This is a genomic window from Brachyspira sp. (assembly GCF_029258575.1).
GTDB lineage: Bacteria > Spirochaetota > Brachyspiria > Brachyspirales > Brachyspiraceae > Brachyspira.
The window spans coordinates 1-25,098 of record NZ_JARHYI010000128.1 but is presented as its reverse complement, the minus strand read 5'-3'; the positions used below and the strand labels follow the sequence as shown (position 1 = coordinate 25,098).

General features: G+C 27.3%; 18 protein-coding genes and 1 pseudogene. 10 read left to right on the top strand and 9 right to left on the bottom strand.

Annotation, left to right across the window (positions count from 1 at the left end):
• From Q1J76_RS10050 to Q1J76_RS10035, 4 genes are all read left to right on the top strand, one after another.
• A partial coding sequence (locus Q1J76_RS10050) for an AMP-binding protein (protein ID WP_300369938.1) occupies positions 1-826 on the top strand: 826 nt, incomplete at its 5' end.
• A gap of 44 nt (positions 827-870) precedes the next feature.
• Positions 871-1,584: a 23S rRNA (guanosine(2251)-2'-O)-methyltransferase RlmB gene (gene rlmB / locus Q1J76_RS10045; RefSeq protein ID WP_300369937.1), complete on the top strand. Its 714-nt coding sequence runs from the start codon at positions 871-873 to the stop codon at positions 1,582-1,584.
• 140 nt (positions 1,585-1,724) lie between these two features.
• The gene (locus tag Q1J76_RS10040) at positions 1,725-2,090 is read left to right on the top strand and encodes a hypothetical protein (protein WP_300369936.1); all 366 of its coding nucleotides are present in this window, start codon (positions 1,725-1,727) and stop codon (positions 2,088-2,090) included.
• Positions 2,091-2,116: 26 nt separating this feature from the next.
• Positions 2,117-2,917: a hypothetical protein gene (locus Q1J76_RS10035; RefSeq protein ID WP_300369935.1), complete on the top strand. Its 801-nt coding sequence runs from the start codon at positions 2,117-2,119 to the stop codon at positions 2,915-2,917.
• Between the two features lie 48 nt (positions 2,918-2,965).
• Here the strand turns inward: Q1J76_RS10035 and Q1J76_RS10030 are convergent, their stop codons facing one another.
• Positions 2,966-4,171, bottom strand: coding sequence for a dicarboxylate/amino acid:cation symporter (locus Q1J76_RS10030; RefSeq protein WP_300369934.1), 1,206 nt, complete (start codon positions 4,169-4,171; stop codon positions 2,966-2,968).
• A gap of 139 nt (positions 4,172-4,310) precedes the next feature.
• A pseudogene (gene mscL / locus Q1J76_RS10025) lies at positions 4,311-4,779 on the bottom strand (large conductance mechanosensitive channel protein MscL).
• Between the two features lie 222 nt (positions 4,780-5,001).
• On the opposite strand from mscL, the gene Q1J76_RS10020 reads away from it, so the two are divergent.
• From Q1J76_RS10020 to Q1J76_RS10010, 3 genes are all read left to right on the top strand, one after another.
• Positions 5,002-7,257, top strand: coding sequence for an aconitate hydratase (locus Q1J76_RS10020; protein WP_300369933.1), 2,256 nt, complete (start codon positions 5,002-5,004; stop codon positions 7,255-7,257).
• Between the two features lie 78 nt (positions 7,258-7,335).
• Positions 7,336-8,607 carry an NADP-dependent isocitrate dehydrogenase gene (gene icd, locus Q1J76_RS10015; protein ID WP_300369939.1) on the top strand — a complete coding sequence of 424 codons (1,272 nt, stop codon included), beginning with the start codon at positions 7,336-7,338 and terminating at the stop codon, positions 8,605-8,607.
• Between the two features lie 57 nt (positions 8,608-8,664).
• The gene (locus Q1J76_RS10010; RefSeq protein ID WP_300369932.1) at positions 8,665-10,008 is read left to right on the top strand and encodes a citrate/2-methylcitrate synthase; all 1,344 of its coding nucleotides are present in this window, start codon (positions 8,665-8,667) and stop codon (positions 10,006-10,008) included.
• 68 nt (positions 10,009-10,076) lie between these two features.
• Here Q1J76_RS10010 and serB read toward each other — a convergent pair whose 3' ends face one another.
• The 3 genes from serB to Q1J76_RS09995 form a co-directional block, all read right to left on the bottom strand.
• Positions 10,077-10,703 carry a phosphoserine phosphatase SerB gene (gene serB, locus Q1J76_RS10005; protein ID WP_300369931.1) on the bottom strand — a complete coding sequence of 209 codons (627 nt, stop codon included), beginning with the start codon at positions 10,701-10,703 and terminating at the stop codon, positions 10,077-10,079.
• A 25-nt stretch (positions 10,704-10,728) separates the two neighbouring features.
• Entirely contained in the window at positions 10,729-12,333 is a 1,605-nt protein-coding gene (serA, locus tag Q1J76_RS10000; RefSeq protein WP_300369930.1) for a phosphoglycerate dehydrogenase, read from the bottom strand.
• Positions 12,334-12,551: 218 nt separating this feature from the next.
• On the bottom strand, positions 12,552-13,697 hold the full coding sequence (locus Q1J76_RS09995; protein WP_300369929.1) for a pyridoxal-phosphate-dependent aminotransferase family protein: 1,146 nt from the start codon (positions 13,695-13,697) through the stop codon (positions 12,552-12,554).
• Between the two features lie 673 nt (positions 13,698-14,370).
• Between Q1J76_RS09995 and Q1J76_RS09990 the strand changes: the two genes are divergently transcribed.
• The gene (locus Q1J76_RS09990) at positions 14,371-16,944 is read left to right on the top strand and encodes a hypothetical protein (RefSeq protein WP_300369928.1); all 2,574 of its coding nucleotides are present in this window, start codon (positions 14,371-14,373) and stop codon (positions 16,942-16,944) included.
• Positions 16,945-17,132: 188 nt separating this feature from the next.
• The gene (locus Q1J76_RS09985) at positions 17,133-17,558 is read left to right on the top strand and encodes a PepSY-like domain-containing protein (RefSeq protein WP_300369927.1); all 426 of its coding nucleotides are present in this window, start codon (positions 17,133-17,135) and stop codon (positions 17,556-17,558) included.
• A 92-nt stretch (positions 17,559-17,650) separates the two neighbouring features.
• Here Q1J76_RS09985 and Q1J76_RS09980 read toward each other — a convergent pair whose 3' ends face one another.
• Positions 17,651-19,909: a lytic transglycosylase domain-containing protein gene (locus Q1J76_RS09980; protein ID WP_300369926.1), complete on the bottom strand. Its 2,259-nt coding sequence runs from the start codon at positions 19,907-19,909 to the stop codon at positions 17,651-17,653.
• 167 nt (positions 19,910-20,076) lie between these two features.
• On the opposite strand from Q1J76_RS09980, the gene Q1J76_RS09975 reads away from it, so the two are divergent.
• Positions 20,077-21,453, top strand: a complete 1,377-nt coding sequence (locus tag Q1J76_RS09975; protein ID WP_300369925.1) for an aldehyde dehydrogenase family protein — start codon at positions 20,077-20,079, stop codon at positions 21,451-21,453.
• 68 nt (positions 21,454-21,521) lie between these two features.
• Here Q1J76_RS09975 and Q1J76_RS09970 read toward each other — a convergent pair whose 3' ends face one another.
• The 3 genes from Q1J76_RS09970 to deoD all read right to left on the bottom strand — a co-directional run bounded on the left by Q1J76_RS09970 (position 21,522) and on the right by deoD (position 24,899).
• On the bottom strand, positions 21,522-22,673 hold the full coding sequence (locus Q1J76_RS09970) for a SpoIID/LytB domain-containing protein (RefSeq protein WP_300369924.1): 1,152 nt from the start codon (positions 22,671-22,673) through the stop codon (positions 21,522-21,524).
• A 178-nt stretch (positions 22,674-22,851) separates the two neighbouring features.
• Positions 22,852-23,895, bottom strand: coding sequence for a 3-deoxy-7-phosphoheptulonate synthase (gene aroF, locus Q1J76_RS09965; RefSeq protein WP_300369923.1), 1,044 nt, complete (start codon positions 23,893-23,895; stop codon positions 22,852-22,854).
• Between the two features lie 305 nt (positions 23,896-24,200).
• Positions 24,201-24,899: a purine-nucleoside phosphorylase gene (deoD, locus tag Q1J76_RS09960; RefSeq protein ID WP_300369922.1), complete on the bottom strand. Its 699-nt coding sequence runs from the start codon at positions 24,897-24,899 to the stop codon at positions 24,201-24,203.
• Between the last annotated feature and the right edge of the window lie 199 nt (positions 24,900-25,098).

Here is a 25,098-nt window from a genome sequence, read left to right as displayed (position 1 = left end):
ACAGGAATTAACTGGAGGTAAAATGCGTCTTACAATATCAGGAGGCGGTGCTTTACCTATGTATATAGAAGATTTTGTTGAAGCTGTAGGCATTAATTTGATTGTAGGATGGGGAATAACAGAAACTTCTCCAGTTGTTACATTAAGATCTCCTTATAAAAATTATAGAGGAACATGCGGAAGTCCAATACCTGAAGTAAAAATAGAAGTTAGAGATAAAGATGGAAATGTTTGCAAAGAAGGAGTTATGGGAGTTTGTTATATAAAAGGTCCTAATGTATTTAAAGAATATTATAAAGATCCTCAATTAACCGAACAGGCTAAAATTAATGATTACTTTAATTCTGGAGATTTAGGAACATATACTCAGCAAGGTGAAATAGTTCTAACTGGAAGAGCTAAAGAAACTATAGTACTTCTTACAGGTGAAAATGTGGAGCCTCAGCCTATAGAAAATAAAGCAATGGAATCATCTTATATTTCACAAATTATGCTTGTAGGTCAGGACAAATCTGCTACTGGAGCTATTGTAGTAATAAATAAAGATAATATAAAAGATTATTTTGATAAACATAAAATTTCTTATGATGAAAAAACTCTAGCATCTTCAAAAGAAGTTTATAAATTAATAAGAGATGACTTGGATAATCTTATCAACTATAAAAATGGATTTAGACCATATGAATCTATAGCAAAAATCATAATTACAGATGAAGAGTTTACTATAGAAAATAGGCTTTTAACTCAGTCTTTAAAAATAAAAAGAGCTAATGTTATGGAAGCATATAAGGATAAGATAGATGCTTTATATGATAAAATCAAATAATATTAAATTAATAATTTTTTAATAAAAATTTAGGAAAATAAATAATGTTCATAACAAGTAAAAATTCAATAGTTGAAGCCATTTCAAAAGATTTAGTTCAAACTTTATATGTAAAATTTCCAATTTCAAAAAGAGAAAAGGAAATTCTTAAATTAGCTGAAAAAAATAAAGTAAATATAAAAAATGTAGATAAAAATGAAATGGAAAAAATCATAGGTAAGATATATTCAATAGCTGCTGATATAAAAGAAAATGCTGAAATAGGTATAGATAGTTTTATGGAAAAAGCATTAGATAAAAATGAAAATCCATTAATATTTATATTGGATTCTATAACTGATGTTCATAATTTAGGAGCTATTATTAGAAATGCTTATTTTTTTGATGCTGCAGGTATTATAATCCCTAAAGATAATTCAGCTCCTATTAATGAAAAGGTTTATGAAATTTCAGCTGGTGCTGCTTATCATCTTCCTATTTCTATAGAAACTAATTTGAGTAGAGTCATTGATTTAATGAAAGATAAAGGATTTTGGATATATTACGCTAGTGAAAAAGGTGAAACACCTATAGAAAATTTTAAATTCAATTCCCCTACTGCAATTATATTGGGAAATGAACATAGCGGAGTGAGAGAGATTTTAAAGAAAAATTCTGACGGAAGTATTATTATAAACTCAGTAAATGATTTCGATTCTTTAAATGTATCTGCTGCAAGTGCTATTATATGTTATGCATATTCTATTTATAAAAAATAGTAACAATAATTTTATTAAAAATACTAAAAATTGTTATATATAATGTATATATTTATTTTTTTACTTGAAATAATAGTAAAAAAGTATATATTAAATATATAGGATATAAATTTAAGGCATATTATACGGAGATTAAAAAAATGCCTATAGCACCTTTAGACTTGCAACAATTATATATGCAGCAATCTCATATAGGGCGTATGGAACATACCAAAATGGCTGCTAAAACTATAGCTATGCAATCAGAAGATAGAGATATACATAGGGATTCTTATATAAAAGATTCAACTGTTGTAAAATCCGAAAATATTTCTGATGAAACTAGAGTAAAAGAAAAAAAAGATAAGCAAAGACCTAAAGATCAAGGCTATATGTCATATAGAAAGAAAAACAAAAAGAAAATGGCAGAAAATATTGATAATGAGGAAGTGAGTAATATTGTAGAGATAGAAGAGGTTTCAGCAACGGAACAGACTAAAGGCTCAAGAATAGATCTTTTAGGATAATTTACTATCAATTTTACTATTTTACTATGCAAATTTTAATAAGTGTAATGATCAATATAGTTATATTAGCAGTTACCCTACCGCTTTTTTATATTTATATAGTTTCAAAAGCTAGAGATAGATTAGAAAAAGAAACTATGACTAAAGCTAGAGAAGAAATAGAAGCTTTAGTTAAAGAATTTAACAATATAGCATTATCTAGAATATCAATATTGGAAGACTCTATAGTAAGAGCAAATAGATTAATTAAAGAATTAAATGGTTTTCAAGATAAAAGTAATAAAAATCTTAAAGAAACGATTAATGAAAAAGAAAATAAAAATCAAAAAAATGAACAGATAGAAGTTATTATTGAGAAAAATGATGATATCAAAGAAAATGAAAATATTCAAAATGAAAATAAAAAATTAGATATAAGAGTTGATGATAATAGTGTAAAGTCGAATAAAAAAGAAGAGAAAGATAAAGAAGAAAAAAATACCGAAACTAAAACTAATAGAGAAGAAATAAAATCTAAACCTAAAAAAAATAATATAGATACTGCCGTAAAAGCCATAGATGATGAGGCAAGAAAAGAAGTTATAGAAAAATTAAGAAGCAAATTAGATAAAACAATAAAAACTAATATGGCAATATATGATAAACCTATAGAAGATAAAACTATAGCATTGGTAAATGAACCATTAGAAAACTCAATTAAAGGTAATAATAAAAACGATGATATAATTAGGCTTTACAAAGAGGGATTAAATAAAGAAGAAATAGCCAAGAGATTAAACTGCTCAATTACAGAAATAGACATCGTTATAGATTTGAATATGAATTAATGATTAAAAGCTGCCTATTAAAATTAATTAACAGACAGCTTATTAAAATTATGCTTCAGTCTTTACAACTTTTTTCTTATAGATTGTATCAATTATAACACCCAAAGCATTATCTCCAGATACATTACAAGCTGTACCGAAAGAATCTTGAGTTATATATAAAGCAACCATTATTGCACTTAAAGGGCTGTCAGGACCACCAAGACCAACCATATAAAGGAATGGTAAAGCTGTCATTATAGAACCTCCAGGAGCACCAGGCGAAGCTATCATAGCAATACCAAGCATAGCAATAAATGGAAGTATACTACTATAAGTTATAGGAATTTTATTCATTAAACATACTGCTGTAGCACATGCCGTAATTGTTATCATAGAACCAGCCATATGAATATTAGCACAAAGAGGAACAACAAAATTTCTTATTTGCTCAGATATTCCATCTTTTTCTGCACATTGTAAATTAACAGGTATAGTGGCAGCTGATGATTGAGTACCTAAAGCTGTAGCATATCCTGCTATTTGATTTTTCATAAGCATAAAAGGATTTTTCTTTCCAATTGAACCTGATACTAAAAAAACTATAAATAAATATAATAAATGCATAATGATTACAACTATGAATACTTTCCATAATATACCTAATATAACAAAAGTTTTTCCAGATCTAGTCATATCTACAAAAGTACCACATATATATAAAGGCAAAAGAGGAATTATAGATACTCTTAACACTTTATCTATTATAGTTGATAATTCTTTGAAAACATGATATAGATAATCTCCTATTTCTTTACCTCTCATAGAAGATATTCCAAGTCCTATTATGAATGCAAATAAAACAGCTGCCAAAGTATCTAAAAGTGGTGTAACACTTATTGATAAATAAGGAGTAACTGAATTTCCAGCTGCCGCTGCTATTCTTTGTATATCATCAGCACTCATAAAGCTAGGAAATAAATTAAAAGATACCAAAAATGAAGCTGAACCAGCTATCAAAGTAGATCCATAAGCTAAAAGACAAGTTACAAGCAATAAAAATCCAGAGCCTTCTCTTAAATCTGCTATACCCATAGATACATAAGAAACTATCATCAAAGGTATTACAAATTTTAAATATGAACTGAATATTCCAGATGCTGTAACAATGATTCTGGATATTACTTCAGGTATAAAATGCTGTCCAAAAAATATACCAAGTAAAATTCCAATAATTAGTCTAGGAACAAGTCCAAGTTTAAACTTTTTTTCCATCCATCTCTCCTAAATTAATAATATATTTTATATTATATAATATATACAAAAAAATTAATATGTAAATAGCTATCACATTTTTTTACTATGAAATCATAAAAATATTACATATAGTAATGCTATCAGTGTGTAAAATATATTATTTAATTGTCAAATCGGATGTACAATTAGGACATTTAATAGCATTTATACTAATTGTGGAACAGCAATATGGACAATTCTTTTCTTTTTTTCCTTTTTCATCATTATCTTTTTTTATAATTTTTTCCTGTATTTTATTAAATATTTTTATGATTATAAATATTGATATGGATGTAATTAAAAAACTTATTATAGTATTAATGAAAACACCAATACTGATCACTATAGCACCAGCACTCTTAGCAGCTTCAATAGAATGATAATGTCCTGCATTTTCTATACCCTTTTTAATAACTATAAATATATTAGAAAAATCTATACCGCTTAATATTAAACCTATAGGAGGCATTAATATATCCTGTACAAAAGAATTAATTATCCTTGTAAATGATGCCCCCCACTACTATACCTACGGTCATATCCAATATATTCCCACGCATAATAAATTTTTTAAACTCTTCTATAATAGAAAACATAAGAAACCTTAAATAATAGTAATAATAATAACTATATAAGAAAATTTAACTTTTGTAAATAAACAATTGATATTTAATAAATATTTTCACATGTAAATAATAAAAAATAAATATTATAACCCTAAAAATAAAAAATATAAAACTATTGATAAAAAACTAATATTGTTATATAGTAATACTACATATCAATATTTATTTAGGGATGGTTATAATATGGAAGTATATGATATAGAAATGATAAAAAAGTTTTATGAAAATTATTCTAATAAAATAAATATCATAAAGACAAAATTAAATAGAGCATTAACATTATCAGAAAAAATTTTATATTTGCATTTATATAATGAAGATAATATACAAAATTTCAAAAGATCAGAAGACTATGCAGATTTTAGACCAGACAGAGTTGCAATGCAGGACGCTACAGCTCAAATGGCATTACTGCAATTTATGAATGCAGGAAAAACTTCTTCAGCAGTGCCAGCTACAATACATTGCGATCATTTAATAGAAGCATGTAAAGGTGCTGAGGAAGATTTGAAAAATGCCCTCAGTATAAATAAAGAAGTTTATAATTTTTTGGAAAGTGTTGCTAAGAAATATGGATTAGGTTTTTGGGAGGCAGGTTCAGGAATAATACATCAAATAGTATTAGAAAATTATGCATTTCCAGGCGGAATGATGATAGGTACAGACTCACATACTCCTAATGCTGGGGGACTTGGAATGCTTGCTATAGGTGTAGGAGGTGCTGATGCAGTTGATGTTATGACTGGCATGGAATGGGAATTAAAAATACCTAATATAATAGGAGTAAAATTAACAGGTTCTTTAAATGGCTGGGCTAGTGCAAAAGATGTTATATTAAAATTAGCAGGACTTCTTACTGTAAAAGGAGGAACTAACTCTATTATAGAATATTTTGGAGAAGGTGCTTCTACTCTATCCGCTGCTGGAAAAGCTTCTATTTGTAATATGGGAGCTGAAGTTGGAGCCACTACTTCAATATTCCCTTATGATAATAATATAAAAGAATATTTAATTTCTACAGGAAGAAAAGAAATTACTGAGCTTGCTGATAAAAATATTGATAATTTAAAGGCTGATGATGAAGTATATAAAAATCCTGAAAAATATTATGATAAAATAATAGAAATTAATTTGTCCGAATTAGAACCATACTTAAACGGACCATTTACACCTGATGCTGCCTGTACTATAAGCGAGTTTGCTAAAAAAGTTGAAGAAAATAAATATCCTACAGCTATGGAAGTAGGACTCATAGGTTCATGCACAAATTCTTCTTATCATGATTTAAGTAAGGCAGCTTCTATAGCTAGACAAGTTATAGATAAAAAATTAAAAGTAAAATCAAAAATAATAATTAATCCGGGTTCTGAAGCTTCTTATAATGCCGCTTTAAGGGACGGTATAATAGACGACTTCAAAAAAATAGGTGCTACTATTATGACTAATGCATGCGGACCTTGTATAGGACAATGGAATAGAGAAGAATCTGATAATACAAGAGCAAATTCAATAGTAACATCTTTCAATAGAAATTTTGCTAAAAGAGCAGATGGTAATCCTAATACTCATGCATTTGTAGCTTCTCCAGAAACTGTTATGGCTTTGAGTATAGAAGGGGATTTAAGATTCAATCCACTCAAAGATACTCTTATAAATGAAGAAGGTAAAGAAGTTAAACTCGATGCACCTCTTGGAATAGCTTTACCTAAAAACGGATTAAATGTAGAAAATAAAAAAATACAAACTAATCCAGACAGTAATGTTCAAATAATAATAGATAAAGATTCTAAGCGTCTTCAATTATTAAAACCTTTCGATAAATTTAATATCGATAATTTTAATAATATGCCTCTCTTAATAAAAGTTAAAGGTAAATGTACAACAGATCATATATCAATGGCTGGACCTTGGTTAAAATTTAGAGGACATTTAGAAAATATTTCAGACAATATGTTAATGGGTGCTGTTAATTTCTTTAATGATAAAACTAATAGTGTATTCAATCAATTAAATAATAATTATGAAGAAGTTTCAAAAACAGCAAAAGAATATAAAAATAAAAATATATCTTCTATAGTAATAGCTGAAGAAAATTACGGAGAAGGTTCAAGTAGAGAACATGCTGCAATGGAGCCTAGATTTTTAAATGTAAAAGCAGTATTAGCTAAAAGTTTTGCAAGGATACATGAAACAAATCTTAAAAAACAAGGAATGCTAGCTATAACATTTAAAGATAAAAATGACTATTATAAGATAGAGGAAAAAGATAAAATAACTATATTGGGGCTTGATAATTTCAGTCCTAAACAAAATCTTACAATTATAGTAATTCATGAAAATGGAAAAGAAGATAGATTTGAGGCTGTACATACATATAATGAAGCACAAATTGAATGGTTTAAAAATGGAGGGGCTTTAAACACTCTAATGAAAAATTAATTATAAATATATTCGCTTTAACATTATAAAAATAATAAACAATTTTTATTATCAATAAGACGAAGTGAACATATAACAATAGGAGTTATTATGAGTAAAATAGAAATGAAAAATGGTAAATTAATAATACCAAATAAAGTTACAATACCTTTTATAAAAGGTGATGGAGTTGGTGCTGAAATTACACCAGTTTCTCAAATGGTTGTTAATGAAGCTGTAAATAAAGCATATAATGGAGAAAAGTTTATTGAATGGCTTGAAGTCCTTGCTGGAGATAAGGCACAAAAAAAATTAGGAACTCCACTCCCCGATGAAACTATTAAAATTTTTCAGGAATATTTAATAGGTATAAAGGGACCTCTAACTACTCCTGTTGGTGAAGGTATGCGTTCTCTTAATGTTGCTCTTCGTCAGACTTTGGATTTATATGTTTGCTTAAGACCTGTTCGATGGTTTAAAGGAACTTCCTCCCCTATTAAAGAGCCTAATAAAGTTAATATGGTGATATTCAGAGAAAATACTGAAGATATATATGCAGGCATAGAATGGAAAACAGGAACTGAAGAAGCTAAAAAATTCTATAATTTTCTAAAAAATGAAATGGGGGTAAATAAAGTAAGATTCCCAAAAACTTCATCTTTCGGAGTAAAGCCTGTATCTGAAGAAGGTTCTAAAAGATTAATAGCCTCTGCAATTGAATATGCTATAGAAAATAAACTTCCTTCTGTTACTTTGGTGCATAAGGGAAATATAATGAAATTTACTGAAGGTGGATTCAAAAAATACGGATATGAACTTGCAAGAAAAGAATTTGCTGATAAAACTTTTACTATGGAAGAATATACTGAAATAAAAAAAGAGTTCGGAGAAGATAAGGCTAAAGCAAAATTAAAAGAAGCTAAAGAAAATGGAAAAATTATAATAAAAGATAATATAGCAGATGCATTCTTACAAAATACATTATTAAAGCCTGAAGATTATTCCGTAATAGCAACATTAAATTTGAATGGTGATTATATATCAGATCAGCTTGCTGCTATGGTTGGAGGAATAGGAATAGCACCCGGAGGAAATATAAATTATAGAACTGGACATGCTATTTTTGAAGCAACTCATGGAACAGCACCTGATATAGCAGGAAAAAATCAGGCTAATCCTTGTTCATTAATATTATCTTCTGTTATGGCATTGGAATATCTCAATATGAATGAAGCTGCTCAATTGATAATAAATGCTTTAGAAAAATCATTTGAAAATGGATATGCTACTGAAGATTTGGCAAGCTTTATGGACAATGGTACTGCACTTGGTACTAAAGAGTTTGGAGAAAAAATTATTTCTCTAATATAATTTAGAAAAATATACATTATATTTTATAAATTAAAATAATTTTTAAAGGATTTTATTGTGAAAAAAGAATATCTACTTTATAAACTATACGATCATTCTAGTAAGCGTATAAAAATTGATAGCGAACTTTTTCAAAAATATAATGTGAAAAAGGGACTTAGAAATGAAGATGGAACTGGGGTACTTGTAGGACTTACAAATGTAGGAGATGTAGTTGGATATGAAAAAGATGAAAATGGAAATGTATATCCTATAGACGGTAAATTATATTATAGGGGATACAGTATAGATGATATAGCAGATGATATATTAAAAAATAATAGATTTGGATATGAAGAGGTTTGTTATCTTCTTCTTTCTGGTAAACTTCCTGATGAAGAGAGATTAAATTCTTTTAAAGAGCTTATATCTGAAAATATGTATTTGGATAAAAAAACTATTATGAATATAATAGATTTAGAGGGGCAAAATATTATGAATATACTATCAAGAAGTGTACTTGAAATGTATATTCATGATCCTAATCCTGAAGATTTATCATTAGATAATTTGATGCTTCAGTCTATACAATTAATAGCAAGATTTCCTGCTGTTATTGCTTATGCTTATAATATGTATAAATATAGTGTTAATCAAAAATATTTAAATATAACACTTCCTAAAGCTAAATATTCTATAGCTGAAAATTTCTTATATATGTTAAAACAAGAATTCACCCCTTTAGAGGCTAGAATGTTAGACTTGATTTTAATACTTCATGCTGATCATGGTGGCGGTAATAATTCAACATTTACAGTGAGAGTTACAAGCTCATCAAGAACTGATACATATTCAAGTATTTCTGCTGGTATTGGTTCTCTTAAAGGAGATTTACATGGTGGTGCTAATGCAAAGGTAATGGATATGTTTATTCATTTAAAAGAAGTAATAGACAATTGGGAAGATAAAAATGAAATTGATGATTATTTAATAAAAATGCTGAATAAAGAATCTTATGATAATAGTGGATTAATTTATGGTATGGGACATGCTGTTTATACTTTATCAGATCCTAGAGCTGTAATATTAAAAGATTTGGCACGTCAGCTTGCTAAAGAAAAGAAAAAAGAATGCGAACTTCAATTTTTAGAGCTTATAGAAGAAAGAGCTGTTGAATGTATTCTCAAAGTGAAAGGTGATAAAAAAAGAGTTTGTGCTAATGTTGATCTTTATTCTGGATTTATATATGATATGCTTGGAATACCTAAAGAGATTTATACTCCTTTATTTGCTATGTCAAGAATAGTAGGATGGTGTGCTCATAGAATAGAAGAACTTAATTTTGATGATAGAAGAATAATAAGACCTGCATATAAAAATGTTATAGAGCCTCAGGATTTTGTAAGTATGGATAAAAGATAATTAATATTTTAATAAGGGGTTTTATTTTATATAAAGCTCCTTTTAATTCTTTTATTATCATTAATAATCTATATATCTAAATTATCTAATATAAGTCTTAAATCTTTTTTATCTATTATAATACTTGCTTCTTTTTTTAGTATTTCTTTAGCACAAAATGCTACTCTATTTTTAGCATATTTAAACATACTCAAATCATTTGCTCCATCTCCTACAACTAAAGTATCATCATAAGAAATATTTAAAAGTTTCTGCAATGTAAAAAGCATATTGCCTTTACTATCAGAAAACATCATTTCACCGCCTACATGCCCTGTAAGTATATTATCTTTGACATGAAATATATTTGAAAACTCAGCATCCAAATTAAGTTTTTCAGCAAATGCTACAGTAGCATTTTTAAATCCGCCTGAAAAGCATACGCATTTATATCCTTTTTTATGAAGCTCTTCAATTGTTTCTTTAGCCCCACTCATTATAGGAAGAGAATTACAAATTTCATTAACAGTTTCTAATTTTATTCCTTTAAGTAAGGATACTCTCATTTGAAGAGTTTCAAAAAAATCTAACTCCCCTCTCATTCCTCTAGCTGTAATTTCAGAAATCTTTTTTGAAAAATTGGTTTCTTTTGCAATAATATCAAGAGTTTCTCCATCCATTAAAGTAGAATCAAAATCAAAAACTGCTAATTTCATTTTATTTATCCTTTTATGACTTTAATTATAAAGTATATTCCGCTGTAAGTCTTACATATTTAGGTTCATGAACTCCGTCTATATTAGATATTTTTGTTATAACATCATTTCCTATACCTCTATCAACATTAATAGCCATTATAGACATATTACTTCCCTTAATATTTTCTGATACACTCATTGAACCTATATTAATTCCATCTCCTGAAAGCACAGTTGCAACTTTAGCTATCATTGCAGGCTGATTTATATGAGGTACAACTAATATATGAGACTGAGGTTTTATTATTACATCATAATCATTAAGTTTCACTATTCTAGCAATATTTTTTGCTATCAATGATACTGATACACTGGTTGTATCTTTATCAGTTATTAATTTTACTTTTAATATTCCTGTGAAAGTAGAAGGTACTTCTGATTTTATAGTTTTTACTTCTATTCCTCTTTGCTTTGCAAGATAAGGAGCATTAACATAATTAACATCTTGGAACATATAGGATAATGCACCTTTCAATATAGCTACTTCGAGAGGCTGAATATCTAAATTAATTAAATCTCCCTGAACTGTTATTTCAAGAGATTTTATTTTACCATTTGCAAGCTGCATTATCATCTCTCCTGCATTTTCAGCTATCTTCATATAATCTTTAACAGGCTCTAATTTTTCAGGATTAAGAGAAGGTATATTAACTGCTGATTCAGTATAGCCTCCAGACAATACCAATTTTATCTGTTTAGCAACATCTAAAGCAACATTTATCTGAGCTTCTTTTGTACTTGCTCCGAGATGAGGAGTAATTATCAAATTATCTTTTTTATATTCTGTTAAAGGACAAGTTTCTATTTTAGGTTCATTTACAAAAACATCAACAGCAGCAGCAGCTATCACTCCGTTATCCAATGCATTTTTTAAATCTTCTTCATTAACAAGTCCACCTCTTGAACAATTTATAATTATAGCAGTATTTTTCATTTTGCATAAATTATCTTTATTTATAATATTATTAGTTTCAGGAGTTTTAGGTATATGAAGTGATAAATAATCAAGTTTAGGCAAAAAATTATCTAAAGAAGTGTCATAAATGGCACCAGTTTTATTAACTACATCTTCAGAAGCAAAAGGATCATAAACAAATACTTTCATTCCTATAGCCAAAGCAATATGCACAACCTTTCTCCCTATTCTTCCAAAACCCATAACACCTAAAGTTTTACCGAATAGTTCATTTCCTGTGTATTTATCCCTATTCCATTGAATTTCTTTTGTAGATACTGCAGCAGGTACTATATTTCTTGATACGGCAAGCATTAAAGCAATAGTATGCTCTGATGCAGCAATAGTATTTCCGTCAGGAGAATTGACAACTATTATACCTTTTTCTGTAGCAGACTCAACATCTATATTATCTACTCCTACCCCAGCACGTCCTATTATTTTTAAATTATTTCCTGCTTCTATAATTTTTCTTGTAACTTTAGTTTGGCTTCTTACCATTAAAGCATCATATTCTCCTATAACTTTGACAAGTTCATCTTCGTTCATAGTAGGAAGAAATACTGCTTCAGATACATCTAATATTATATCTTTCACGCATTCATTTATTTTATCAGTTATTAAAACTTTCATTTTATCTCCTTATTCTTCTTATATCCAAAAAAATATAACTCCATCAATAATGACTTTGTCTGTATTAGCAAATATCGAGGCAGATTTTTTATAGCTTTATTATTGATATATTTATATCAAGAAGAAAGTAATAGTAATTAATTTATTCTATAATAAATAAATATTCTATTTCTTATATTTTCTATTATAAAAAATAAAAAATTATATTAGAATAAAAACTATTTATTTAATTCTTCTATCAATTTTTTAACTCCACTTCCTAACTCAAATTTATATCTCAATTTCAAAAGACTAGCCTCCAAAGCTCCCATAGCCATTATTAAATCTCTTTCACATACATATCCAAGTGTACCTATTCTAAATATTTTATTCTCTAAATTTCCCTGTCCATTAGCTACTATTATATCATAATCATCTTTCAAAGTTTTTCTTATATCAGGTACACTTATACCGTCTGGAGGAAGTATTGAAGTGATGGCATGGCTTGCATTATTATCATCTTCTACCAAAAGTTTTAAACCAATAGTTCTAACAGCATTTCTTAAAGCAAGAGAGAGTTTTTTATGTCTTTTATTAACATTTTCAATACCTTCTTCTTTTATCATATTCAAAGCAATATAAAGTGAAGTAATAAGATTAACTGCAGGGGTAAAAGGAGTAGTATCTTTAGCTAATGATTTTTTATACTCTGTCCAATTAAAATAAAAGCTAGGGTATTTACATTTTTCATGCATTTTGAAAGCATCTTCGCTTGCTGTTAAAAATGAAAGCCCTGGAGCAACCATAAAACCTTTTTGAGAACCAGATATAGCAACATCAATATTCCATTCATCAGTTTTAAACTCCATAGCACATAAACTTGTTATACCATCAATCACAGATACAGCACCATGTTTTTTTATAATAGAACATAAAGTTTTTATATCATTAGCAGCACCTGTTGAAGTTTCGCTATGAGTGAGAGTTACTATTTTTATGTCTTTATCTTTATTTAAAGCTTCTTCAAGCATTTCAGGCTTTATTACCTGCCCAGCATCAACTTCTATCTTGGTAACAATAGCTCCCCTCGAAGCAGCAATCTTTACCCATCTTGCACCAAAATTACCAATTGATAAACATAATACCTTATCGCCTTCATTAATGAGATTTTCTAAAGCAGCACACATAGCCCCTGTTCCGCTTGCAGTAAATAAAAATACATCTCTCTTAGTTTGAAACACATATTTTAAATTTTCATGCACTTCTTTTAATATATTTGAAAATTCCTTACTTCTATGTGCCATAGGGTGTTTACCCATTTCTATTAATGCAGATTCAGGTATTGGTGTGGGTCCAGGTATCATCAAAAAAGTTTTATCCTTCATAAAGTAAAAACTCCCTTAAAAATTCAAAATAATATAAAAAATATTTGAAATATTATAGTACAAATATTATTTTTTACAATACTATATTTAGTAATATTTTCTAAAAAAATTATATAGTTTTATAATAAATCATATATTTTATATTTATTTAAGTTTTTTATCAGAAAATCATTGTATTTTTTATAATTATATTAATAGTAGCATATCATGTTCTAATGCTGAAAAAACAGCCCCAATTTACAATAATATTAATTCTAGTAACGAAAATAATGGAAACAGTGCATAACAAGAAAACAACAATACGAAGAAACAATACCTACTGAACAAGAGAAAAATCAGGAATGGATAGAAAAATATATGAGTATCTAAATATAAATTTTATTCAAATGGAAATATTATTATGTATATATTAGAGATACTGATTTGGATATAGCTAAAAGAAGAGATATTTGGGATACTTAAATATTTCACAATAACAAAATAATAATAAATTCAAAGGTATTAGCTTAAATATTTAAGTTAATACTTTTTTATAAGCTTATCCTCAAATAAATATTTTGACATAAAAATCCTTGACAATACATTATCTTTTATATATTATTTAATATCTAAATTTTTTTATTATAAATAACATTATTAAATTAGTTTAATTAAGAATAAGGAAAATAAAATAATGAAATCATTAAATAAAGAAATAATATACCCTATCATATTTGCATTGCTTTCTATACTATTTTTCTACAGCAATTTAACTTTCTCTTATCTTCAAATGGGAGATGTTATTCTTTGGGATATAAAAAATATTAAAGATGCAATACTAAATGGTAATTTATATTTTTGGAATAATGCATATTTTACAATAGCCTCTTCCTCAACTGTACCTATTCACCCGAAATCTTTACTTATATTATTATTTCCTAATGATATATATCCTCAAGTAAGTATAATATTCCATATTACTATAATGGGATACGGATTATTTTTATTTTTAAGAGAAAAGAAATTATCAATAAAAGCATCTATGTTCGGAGCAGTTGCTTTGATGTTCTCTAATGCCATTATAACATTAATACTTCCCGGACACTTGGGTAAATTTGAAACTTACTCTTACTTCCCTTTGGCATTATTCTTCCTATCAAAAGCTATGAACAGTGAAAAATGTATTCATTTCTTTTTTACAGGTGCTTTTTTAGGCATAGCATTTTTGGGTGGTGCTTTAGATGTTGCTATGTACTTTGCTTTATTTTTATCATGTTATTTTTTATATCTTCTATATAATAAGAAAAATGATAAAAAATTATCAGACTTCATAAAAACAGATATTAAAAAAATAATTCTTTTATGTATAAAATTTGCATTAGTTGCAGTATTTTCATTCTTAATGTCTATACAAATAATAATGGTAACAAAAAACACTCAGGATATGGGAGCAGCAGGTGTTACAGATAAAAAGCAATTATGGGAATGGGCAACAAGATGGTCTTATCCGCCTGAAGAAGTATTGGGATTCTTTATGCCCGGATTTTTCGGTTATTATTCTGGAAGTCAAACACATCCTTATTGGGGAAGAATAGCTAATATGCCTGGAGAACCTAAAACTTCAAATTTCTCTCTAACTTCTTCTAATATCGGTTATATGACATTTATATTTATTATATTTGCTATATTAATAAGCAGAAAAAAATATGCTGAAAAATATTTCTGGATTGTAGCTGCTTTATTCTTCTTAATAGCTAGTTTTGGAAGATATTTTCCTGTTATATACGGAGCCTTATTTCAAATACCAATATTCAGAGATGCAAGAAATCCAAATAAATTTATAGAGATTATACCTATACCTTTTGCAATACTTTCATCATTTGCTGCAGATTATATATTCAAAGCATTGGAAGCCAAAAAAGAGGATAACCTCCTTAAATATTTTGAAGATGATTATAAATATATAAATATAGCTCAAAAAATAATGTATATAATAGTTATAGCATCTATAGTGTTAGGATTAATAACTATAATTACTAATGGAATGATATACAATAGTTTTCTTGCTGATTGGAAAGAAAAAAATGCCGCACTTATAGCTAAAAATATTTTTATGTCTTTTGTTAGATTAGCTTTAATGTCATCATCTGTACTGTTATTAATCAATAATGCCATTTCATTAAAGGAAATAACTATTAAAGATAAATTCCTTGTGATAGTTCCATTAATAGGATTTATATTATTTTCTGTATACGATTTAGTACATATAGGATTTCTTATACTAGGAAGTATTATAATATTTTTATATATTATTATTGTTAATAAAGAAAATCTATTTTATAAATATCTGCCTTATATGTTTATAGCTGTATTATTTTTAGATTTAACTCAAAGTGGAAATATGTTTGTAGTAAAATCTAATTATAATGAAATGTATAATTCAACTCCTATAGTTGATCATATATTAAATAAAAAAGATAATGAAACAACAATGCCTATATTGATACCTTATTTATATAGATACACTACACACACAATGCCCTACTATAAAATACCATTAACAGAACCTCCTGCAGCAAGTAGATTATCAAAAGATGTTACAGATGTATTTTCTGCATTCAGAATAAATGATTATGTAGGTTATCAGCCTAGACTTATGGATTTGCTTGGAGTGAGATATATTTTAAGTCCTACATATTTGGATCAGTCTATAATTTCAAATGATATTACAAAAATCACAGAGTATCAGGATCAATTTTCTGCTGCTGTTTTATATGAATTAAAAGGTTATAGAAATAGATATGAATTTGTTAATAATGCTTATAATGCAGTAGATTTCAACGATGGAATTGGAAGATTAACTATGCCTAATTTTAATTTGGGTAATGAGGTTGTATTATTAAATAATTCAAATAATAATATCACTTTAAATAATAGTAATTTAATTTATAGTGCTGAGCTTTTAGAAGAAAGTGATAATAAAATAGTATTTAATATAAAAACTCCAGTGCCAGGAATTCTAGTATCAAAGGAACGTTATAATAGTGATTGGTCTGTGACTGTAAATGGAGATAAAAAAGAATTATTAAATGCAAATTTATTATTCAGAGGTGTTTATGTTGAAGCTGGAGATAATAATATAGTATTTGAATTCACGCCTTCAATGAAATATGTATACAGCACAATAATTTGCTGGATTATATTTATAATTTTATCTATCATAAGCAGTTTCTTATATATAAAAAAAAATAATAAGTACAATATATAAAATAAAAAATGGTCCCTAAAATTACATATTGGGACTATTTTTTTTACTTAAGTATTATATATACTATAACTGTAAATAATAATAAAAAACCAACAACCTTGTAAATAAGAAGTAAAATTCTTGTAAAAAATATTGACATAAAATAATGAATATGATATAATTATAATATAAATAGGAGGAGATTGTTTATGAAAATACTGAAAATTATATTAACAATTATAATAATCTCTTCCAGCAATTTATTAGCAGATTGGGTAGTATCTCCAGAAGCACTGCCCGAAAATGCCAGACAATTTATATTTCAAACATTTCCAGATGCCCAAATATGGTATGTGGAAAGAGAAGGTGGAGAATTTGAAGTTGAACTTTCAAATGGTATAAAGATAGAATTTTTAGGAAATGGTAATTGGAAGGAAATAGAAGCAGAATATATTGGAATACCATATAATGCTTTTCCTCCCAATGTTGCCAATACTATAAGAAAGACATATCCGCAAACCGTCATTATAAGTGCTGAAAAGAAATGGGGTACATATGAAATAAAGCTTAATAATATGATGGAGCTTTATATATCTTCTGACGGTCAACTTATAGGACAGAAATTTGATGATTGATTTACTTTCCATCTCATATACGATGCAGGGTATTAGATAATATCTACTCTATAATTTTTTAAATAAATGATTTCAAATTGATTGTAGAGGTATTAATCTTTATAATATTTGCTGTAATATTCATAACTCTTTATAACTCTCTCTACATAATATTCAGTTTCTTCAATATCAATAAATCTTCCAGTACGATACATATTATTGGTGCCATATTCAGCCTTCCATCTTTTTCCACGTCCTGAACCAGCATTATAGCTTGCTGCAACAAGTATATAATTACTAGCATTTTGACTGCTGAATAACCAGCTTAAATGAGAAACACCTATATTAATATTCTGTTTAGGATCTGTTAAATCTAAAGGATCATATCTGTATCTAGCCTTTTTATTTTCTGCTGCTGCTGTAGTAGGCATAAGCTGCATAAGTCCCATAGCACCAACCCAAGACCTAGCTTTAGGATCAAATATACTCTCTTCACGCATTATAGCATATACAAAAGCAGGCTCTATTTTATAATACTTGGCTTCTGGAACAACATATTCATCAAAATATCTAGGGTATACTCGTTTTCTTAATTCATCAGGAAGTAAATCCACATTATCATTATAAGGATATCCGAAATATTTTCCTATATTTACAGATATTTGAAAAAGTTTTTTAGTATTCCCCGAATCTTTAAATATTTTTTCGGCAAAATAAAATAAAGGATAAGTTACCTGAGTCTTTTGAAATATTTTATTAAATTCGGTATATGCATTATCATAATCACCATAATAATATAAAACTATAGCCTTATTAACTTCTTTTCTAGTTTGAAGAGATAATTCATTAAATAAATCATTTTCATCTCTATTAGAATACATATCCTTTACAAATCTATTTTTCATAAAAATATTTTTAGCAATAGACCTAGCCTCTTTAGTTATATTATCTTCTTTTCCTGTAGATATATAATTCAAAAATTGTATCTTATTAAGCATTTCTATAGATTTAGTAAAATTAGAATCAGCATAATATCTTTTAGCTTCATTCAAATAAAAATTATTACTAACACCTATATTTGATATCATTTCACTACTTGCAAGACTCAAAGCACCTTTCACAAAATAATGACTTTTACTTGTAAGTAATGTTTTCATCAAATACTCATCTCTCATGTCATTATCACCAAATTCCTGAGCAGTCCACATATTCCAAGATAATGCAAAATCATTTCTAAAAGAAGGATATCTATCTTCTAAAGCCCTTGTAGCAAAATATGTTTCAGTTTTATTTCTTAATTTAAAAGATTTTCTTAAATATGCTTTTAAAGCAAGTTCAGTCTGCCAGCTCTTAGGAAATTTTTTCATAACATTAGTAAGATAAGTTTTAGCCTGAACTAAATTATTTTTATTTAAACTCACATTAACAAAATTATTATAAATTCTTGGTACATAGCTATCTTTAGGGTATTCTCTTATAAAAGTATTATATAATTTTATAGATTTATCATAATCTTTCAATCTATTATAATTAATAGCCGAATAGTAAAGTCCTAATCTCCTATGAGTTTTATTATTAGTATTTGACAAATATTCATCAAATAAAGAAGCTGCTTCAGTTATATTTCCAGCCTGCTGATTTATTCTAGCCATATAGTACAAAGAATTCGATTTATTAAAATTATTACTATATAAATTTTCAAAATATTTCAAAGATACTTTTCTATATCCTGATTCATAAAGTATAGATGCAATTTTAAATTTTAGATCATTAGAAAAAGAATCAATTTCATCTTCAAAATTATTATAATAATATATGGCAGCCTCTCCTGATCCAAATTGTTTTAAAAGTTCATAAGCTATCATCTTACCCTTATTAATATCATCTGTATTTCTTAATGCCCTTATTCCAACAAATTCCTTAATCCATTTCTGTTTATTGCCATTAAAAAAATTACTGATAGGATAATCATCTCTATAAAACTCAGCAAGTGCCATATACTGTTCAGCATAAGGATAAAGTGAGGATCTTGGATATTCCTGCATAAGTAAAGAATATAAATCTATAGCTTCATTATACATATTGGTATAGAAAGCACTCTTGGCAGCATAATATATAGCATAATCTCTTATAAGGATATCTTCTTCTGTATTGATTATATTTGTAAATTGATTATAAGCCTCTAAATATTTTTCTCTATTATGAAGTTCTAAAGCAGTTCCATAATTAATTTTATTTTTAGATATAATATTTTTCTTAAGTGATATATCCTGAGCACCTAATATAGATGTCATAATAATCACTATAACTTCAAAAGAAAAAGCTAGAATTAAAACTCTTTTATTAAAAAAATTAAAAATATTATTTTTCATTTAACATAAACCCAAAATAGTTTTTATATAGTGAGAATTATTTTATTATTTTTTTCATTTTTTGCAAATAAATTTTATACTATTGATGACAAAAATCATTTATAATATAAACTTATAATATTAAAAAATTTTGATTTTATTTTATAAACAAAAATTAAGGATGAGAAATGGATTTAATACAGTTGAGAGATAAACAAAAACAGTTCTTCCAAACTTCAAAAACATTATCATATAATTTCAGAATAGAACAATTAAAAAAATTAAAATCAATGATGATAAAATATGAAAAAGATTTTATAGATGCTCTATATAAAGATATGCAGAAATGTGAATTTGAATGCATAGCTTCAGAGTTTTATATGGTATTTGAAGAGATTAATCTATTTATAAAAAAATTAAAAAGATGGATGCATCATAAAAAAGTAAAAAAGAATATGATCACTATTGATGCTAAAACTATGATTATAAATAAACCTTTTGGAGTATCACTCATAATTTTTCCTTGGAACTATCCAGTACAATTAACTTTTCTTCCTCTTATAGGAGCTATAGGGGCTGGAAACACTGCTATAATAGCACCTTCTCAATTAACTCCTTCTATTTATGATGTAATATACGATTCTATAAAAAATACATTTGATGAGGAATATATTGCCGTTATAGATAAGACCATACATCCTGAAAGTACAACAAAAATAGAATATGATAAAATATTCTTTACAGGTTCTCCTAGAGTAGGAAAAATTATAATGGCAAATGCTGCAGACTTTTTAACATCAGTAACTTTAGAGCTTGGAGGAAAATCTCCTGCAATAATAGATGATATAAATGGAAATAATTTTAATAAAGCTGTAAAAAGAATTATATGGGGAAAATTTTTGAATTCAGGACAAACATGTATATCTCCTGATTATATATTACTTAGAGAAGATTTAAAAGATAAATTTTTAACTGCATTCAAAAAAGAAATGGAAATATTTAATAAAGAAAGAAAACTCCATAGAATAATAAATGAAAATCATTATAACAGATTGAAATCATATTTAAATGACGGCAAAATTATTTATGGAGGAGAATACGATGATAATAATTTATCTATATCAATAACAATATTAGAGCCTAACAATTTGGAAACTAATGTTATTAAAGATGAAATATTCGGAAGTATTTTCCCAATTATATATTATAAAACAAAAGAAGAAGCTAGGGAAATAATTAATAAAATATGTCATACTCCTCTTGCTATGTATATTTTTTCTGAAGATATATCATTCAATTATTATTTCATAGAAAAAATTAGTTACGGCTCTTGTGCAGTTAATGATACTATAAGTCAAATATTAAATCCAAATGCACCTTTTGGAGGAATAGGAAACAGTGGAATAGGACAGTACCATGGTTATGATAGCTTCAAATGTTTTTCAAAAGAGACCACTATATTAAATAAAGGATATGGTTTTGAAATTAGTACTAAATATCCCCCTTATGAAAAAAATATAAAATCATTGAAATTTTTATATAATTTAACAAAAAAAATAATTTAAAATTTATCAATAAAAAAGGCTTATACTGAATAATCAATATAAGCCAATATTTTTAAAATACTCTATAATCAATTTCCCCAAACATCTGGTTCAAATTGTTTATTCACTCTATTATAATCAACAATATCAATACCATCATAATAGAACTTTAATATTTCTTTATAATCTTTTTTTACTTGTGCCATACCATAAGCACCCCACTGACACATGCCTACTCCATGACCACTTCCTTTACCAGTGATTATGATACCATTATCAACTTTTTTTATAGTAAAATTAAGAGAAGGTACTATTTTAGGAGAAAGCGTACTTCTAAAATCTCTTGAAGTAATATCACTATCATCAATTTTTATATTAGTAGCTTTACCTGATTTAGGATCTGTACTTATACCAATAGAAGAGCTTTCAGTGGCATGTACAGAATAATTTGCTAAGTCACTATTAAGTTCATTATAACTTAAAGTATTAGTCCAAGGTTTGATTTGAGCATTACAATAAGGGCAAGAAACTCCATCCAAATAAGGAACAGCAACACCAAATACATTTTTAGCACTATCAGTATGACCTCCACATAATGCACTGAAATATGTAGCTATAACTTTGCCTTTATAAACAGCTATCTCATATCTAGTTCTATCAACAGCCTGCTCTACAGACCAATTCATCTTTTCTTTTCCATTATAAACTTGATATTTAGTTGTATTATCAACATCGAAAGGAAGATTATTGGCATTTTTTAGTATATGATACATAGCATAAGTTCTAGCTGCTACAGCCTGAGCTTTTAATGCTTCTATAGGCCAATCAGGAGACATTTCATGAGGAAGTACTCCTTTTACATAATCTTCAATATTTAATTCATTAACTACTATCATAGTGTCATTATATGGAATAAACATTAAAGATCCGTAATATTCTACTCCATTCAAAGTAAATCCCTGTTCTGTTTCAAAAACTATTCCTTCTTTATAAACACCAACATCATTTACTTTTAGTCCCAATCTGTTTTCTACTACCTTTACAGTTTCATTAGTTAATGCTGATATAATTTCACTTTCATATTTATAATTATATGCCTTATAAGGACCTTTAATATTGATAGTATATGGTGCTTTTACATCTGTTAACTGCACTTTTATAATATTTTGATTCGCAAATGCATATATACTATTTAAAGCTAACAATACTAGCAATAAAAATAGATGCTTTTTGACTCCCATAATTTTGACGCCTCCTTGCGATACTAAAATTTATACTTCAAAATTATCGGAAGCTTTCAAACTTACTTTATTTATTTTAATTCTAATTAATTTATTTATGACTTATTATTTATAAAAAATATAATGTTTTATCTAATTAAGATATGAACAGATTCTTTTCTATTCATATCTTAATTAATTATTTAGTATAAAATTTTCCATTATGTTTTTCTTTTATTTTAGAAACAGTATCAGATATCATATTTATAGACTGCATAATATCAGCAAATACATCAGGCTTTATAGACTGAGCTCCATCACATAAAGCATGCTCAGGATCATTATGCACTTCTATAATCATACCATCAGCACCTGCAGAAATAGCTGATAAAGTAAGAGGTAATACCATCCAAGATTTACCGCTGGCATGAGAAGGATCTCCTATAACTGGCAAATGACTCAAACGCTTTATAGCAGGTATAGCAGAAACATCAAATGTATTTCTAGTATAAGTTTCAAAAGTTCTTATACCTCTCTCACATAATACTACATTATCATTACCTTGATTAAGTATATATTCTGCACTCATAAGCCATTCTTCTATTGTACTTGATAATCCTCTCTTTAATAATACAGGTTTTCTCAATTTTCCAACCTCTTTTAAAAGTTCAAAATTCTGAATATTTCTAGCACCTATCTGAATCATATCAACAGTATTATCAAATTCCTCCAAATGCCTTATAGAAACAATTTCACTTACAATAGGAATACCAACCTCTTCTTTAGCAAGCTTTAATATCTTTAATCCGTCCAAAGCTAATCCCTGAAAAGCATAAGGAGAAGTTCTAGGTTTGAAAGCTCCTCCTCTAAGTATCGAAGCTCCTGAAGCTTTTACACTTTTGGCTATATTAATAACCTGTTCTTCACTTTCAACTGAACAAGGACCAGCTATTATAATAGGCTTTCCTTCACCAATTTTCACTCCGCTTACATCAACTATAGTATCTTCTTTTTTGAATGCTCTATTTACTCTTTTAAAAGGCTCCTGAACTTTTAGTACTTTAGATACACCTGGTAAAGATGATATTAATTCTCTATCTATTTTAGAAGTATCCCCAACCATTCCTATTATAGTATAGTCTATACCTACACTCTTATGTATGCCAAGTCCTGCTTCTTTAAGTCTGTCTGTAATATTATTTATATATTCTTCTTTTGCATTTTGTTTCATTACAACTATCATAATATAATTCTCCTTTAAATAAAATTTTATAATTTATATAATACTTTTAATTTTTTATAATGTCATTGATTTCATTAAAGCTAACTTGATTAAATATCATATTGCAATAAATGAAAAAATTTAAATATATATTTATTAATAAAAAAAATAGATACTCTGGCGTCTTAAACGCCATAATAAAAGAAGTAACAAGTATGAATACTTTTGAAATTATTAGAAACAATAATACCTTTCATAGTAATCAATTATATACAAATTAATAAAAAAGTCAAGAGTTTATTATTATTTTTATAAATTTTCAATGATTAAATTAAAGATAATGCAACTTCCATCATATTAGTAAAAGTTTTTTCTCTTTCTTCTGATGTAGTGGACTTACCTGTAACCAAAGAATCTGAAATAGTAAGAATACAAAGTGCATTAACTCCAGCATAAGCAGCATTCATATACAAAGCAGCAGCTTCCATCTCAACAGCCAAAACTCCCATTTTAGCCCATTTCATAGAAGAATTATTAGCACTATAAAATAAATCAGATGAAACTATATTACCAACATGATAATTTATCTTCATTTCATCAGACTTCTCAACAGCTTTTCTTAAAAGTTCATAACTAGCTATAGGTGCATAAGTACCAGGAAGTTCATACTGAGATGCATAATTAGAATCAGTGCAAGCCCCCATTCCTATAACCAAATCTCCAATATTAAGTTTATCGGATAAAGCACCAGCTGTACCAATGCGTATTACATTTTTACATCCATAAAAATGTATAAGCTCATAGGAGTAAATACTGCAAGACGGCATACCCATACCAGTACCCTGAACAGAAACTCTCTTACCTTTATAGGTACCTGTAAAACCTAACATATTTCTAACTGAATTATATTGAACTGCATTCTCCAAAAAATTTTCGGCTATAAATTTTGCTCTCAAAGGATCTCCTGGTAAAAGTATAGTTTCAGCGATATCGCCTTTGTTTGCAGATATATGAGGTGTAGACATAATATTACTCCTTTTATTTTTTGTATATTATAAATATTAATCTATTTTTTATCAAGTAAAAGAAATTATTTCTATTGTTTAAGTTCCATAGATATTGCACACTTTTAGTTTAAAAAAAATGAGATATTCCTTATAATTTAAATTGCTAAAAAAAACAAAAAGGAATATCTATGAAACAGTATAATACACAACAGAAAAA

Coding starts and splice junctions, on each gene's coding strand:
- rlmB (WP_300369937.1), top strand. CDS start 871: ATGTTCATAACAAGTAAAAATTCAATAGTTGAAGCCATTTCAAAAGAT.
- Q1J76_RS10040 (WP_300369936.1), top strand. CDS start 1,725: ATGCCTATAGCACCTTTAGACTTGCAACAATTATATATGCAGCAATCT.
- Q1J76_RS10035 (WP_300369935.1), top strand. CDS start 2,117: ATGCAAATTTTAATAAGTGTAATGATCAATATAGTTATATTAGCAGTT.
- Q1J76_RS10030 (WP_300369934.1), bottom strand. CDS start 4,171: ATGGAAAAAAAGTTTAAACTTGGACTTGTTCCTAGACTAATTATTGGA.
- Q1J76_RS10020 (WP_300369933.1), top strand. CDS start 5,002: ATGGAAGTATATGATATAGAAATGATAAAAAAGTTTTATGAAAATTAT.
- serB (WP_300369931.1), bottom strand. CDS start 10,703: ATGAAATTAGCAGTTTTTGATTTTGATTCTACTTTAATGGATGGAGAA.
- serA (WP_300369930.1), bottom strand. CDS start 12,333: ATGAAAGTTTTAATAACTGATAAAATAAATGAATGCGTGAAAGATATA.
- Q1J76_RS09995 (WP_300369929.1), bottom strand. CDS start 13,697: ATGAAGGATAAAACTTTTTTGATGATACCTGGACCCACACCAATACCT.
- Q1J76_RS09990 (WP_300369928.1), top strand. CDS start 14,371: ATGAAATCATTAAATAAAGAAATAATATACCCTATCATATTTGCATTG.
- Q1J76_RS09985 (WP_300369927.1), top strand. CDS start 17,133: ATGAAAATACTGAAAATTATATTAACAATTATAATAATCTCTTCCAGC.
- Q1J76_RS09980 (WP_300369926.1), bottom strand. CDS start 19,909: ATGAAAAATAATATTTTTAATTTTTTTAATAAAAGAGTTTTAATTCTA.
- Q1J76_RS09975 (WP_300369925.1), top strand. CDS start 20,077: ATGGATTTAATACAGTTGAGAGATAAACAAAAACAGTTCTTCCAAACT.
- Q1J76_RS09970 (WP_300369924.1), bottom strand. CDS start 22,673: ATGGGAGTCAAAAAGCATCTATTTTTATTGCTAGTATTGTTAGCTTTA.
- aroF (WP_300369923.1), bottom strand. CDS start 23,895: ATGATAGTTGTAATGAAACAAAATGCAAAAGAAGAATATATAAATAAT.
- deoD (WP_300369922.1), bottom strand. CDS start 24,899: ATGTCTACACCTCATATATCTGCAAACAAAGGCGATATCGCTGAAACT.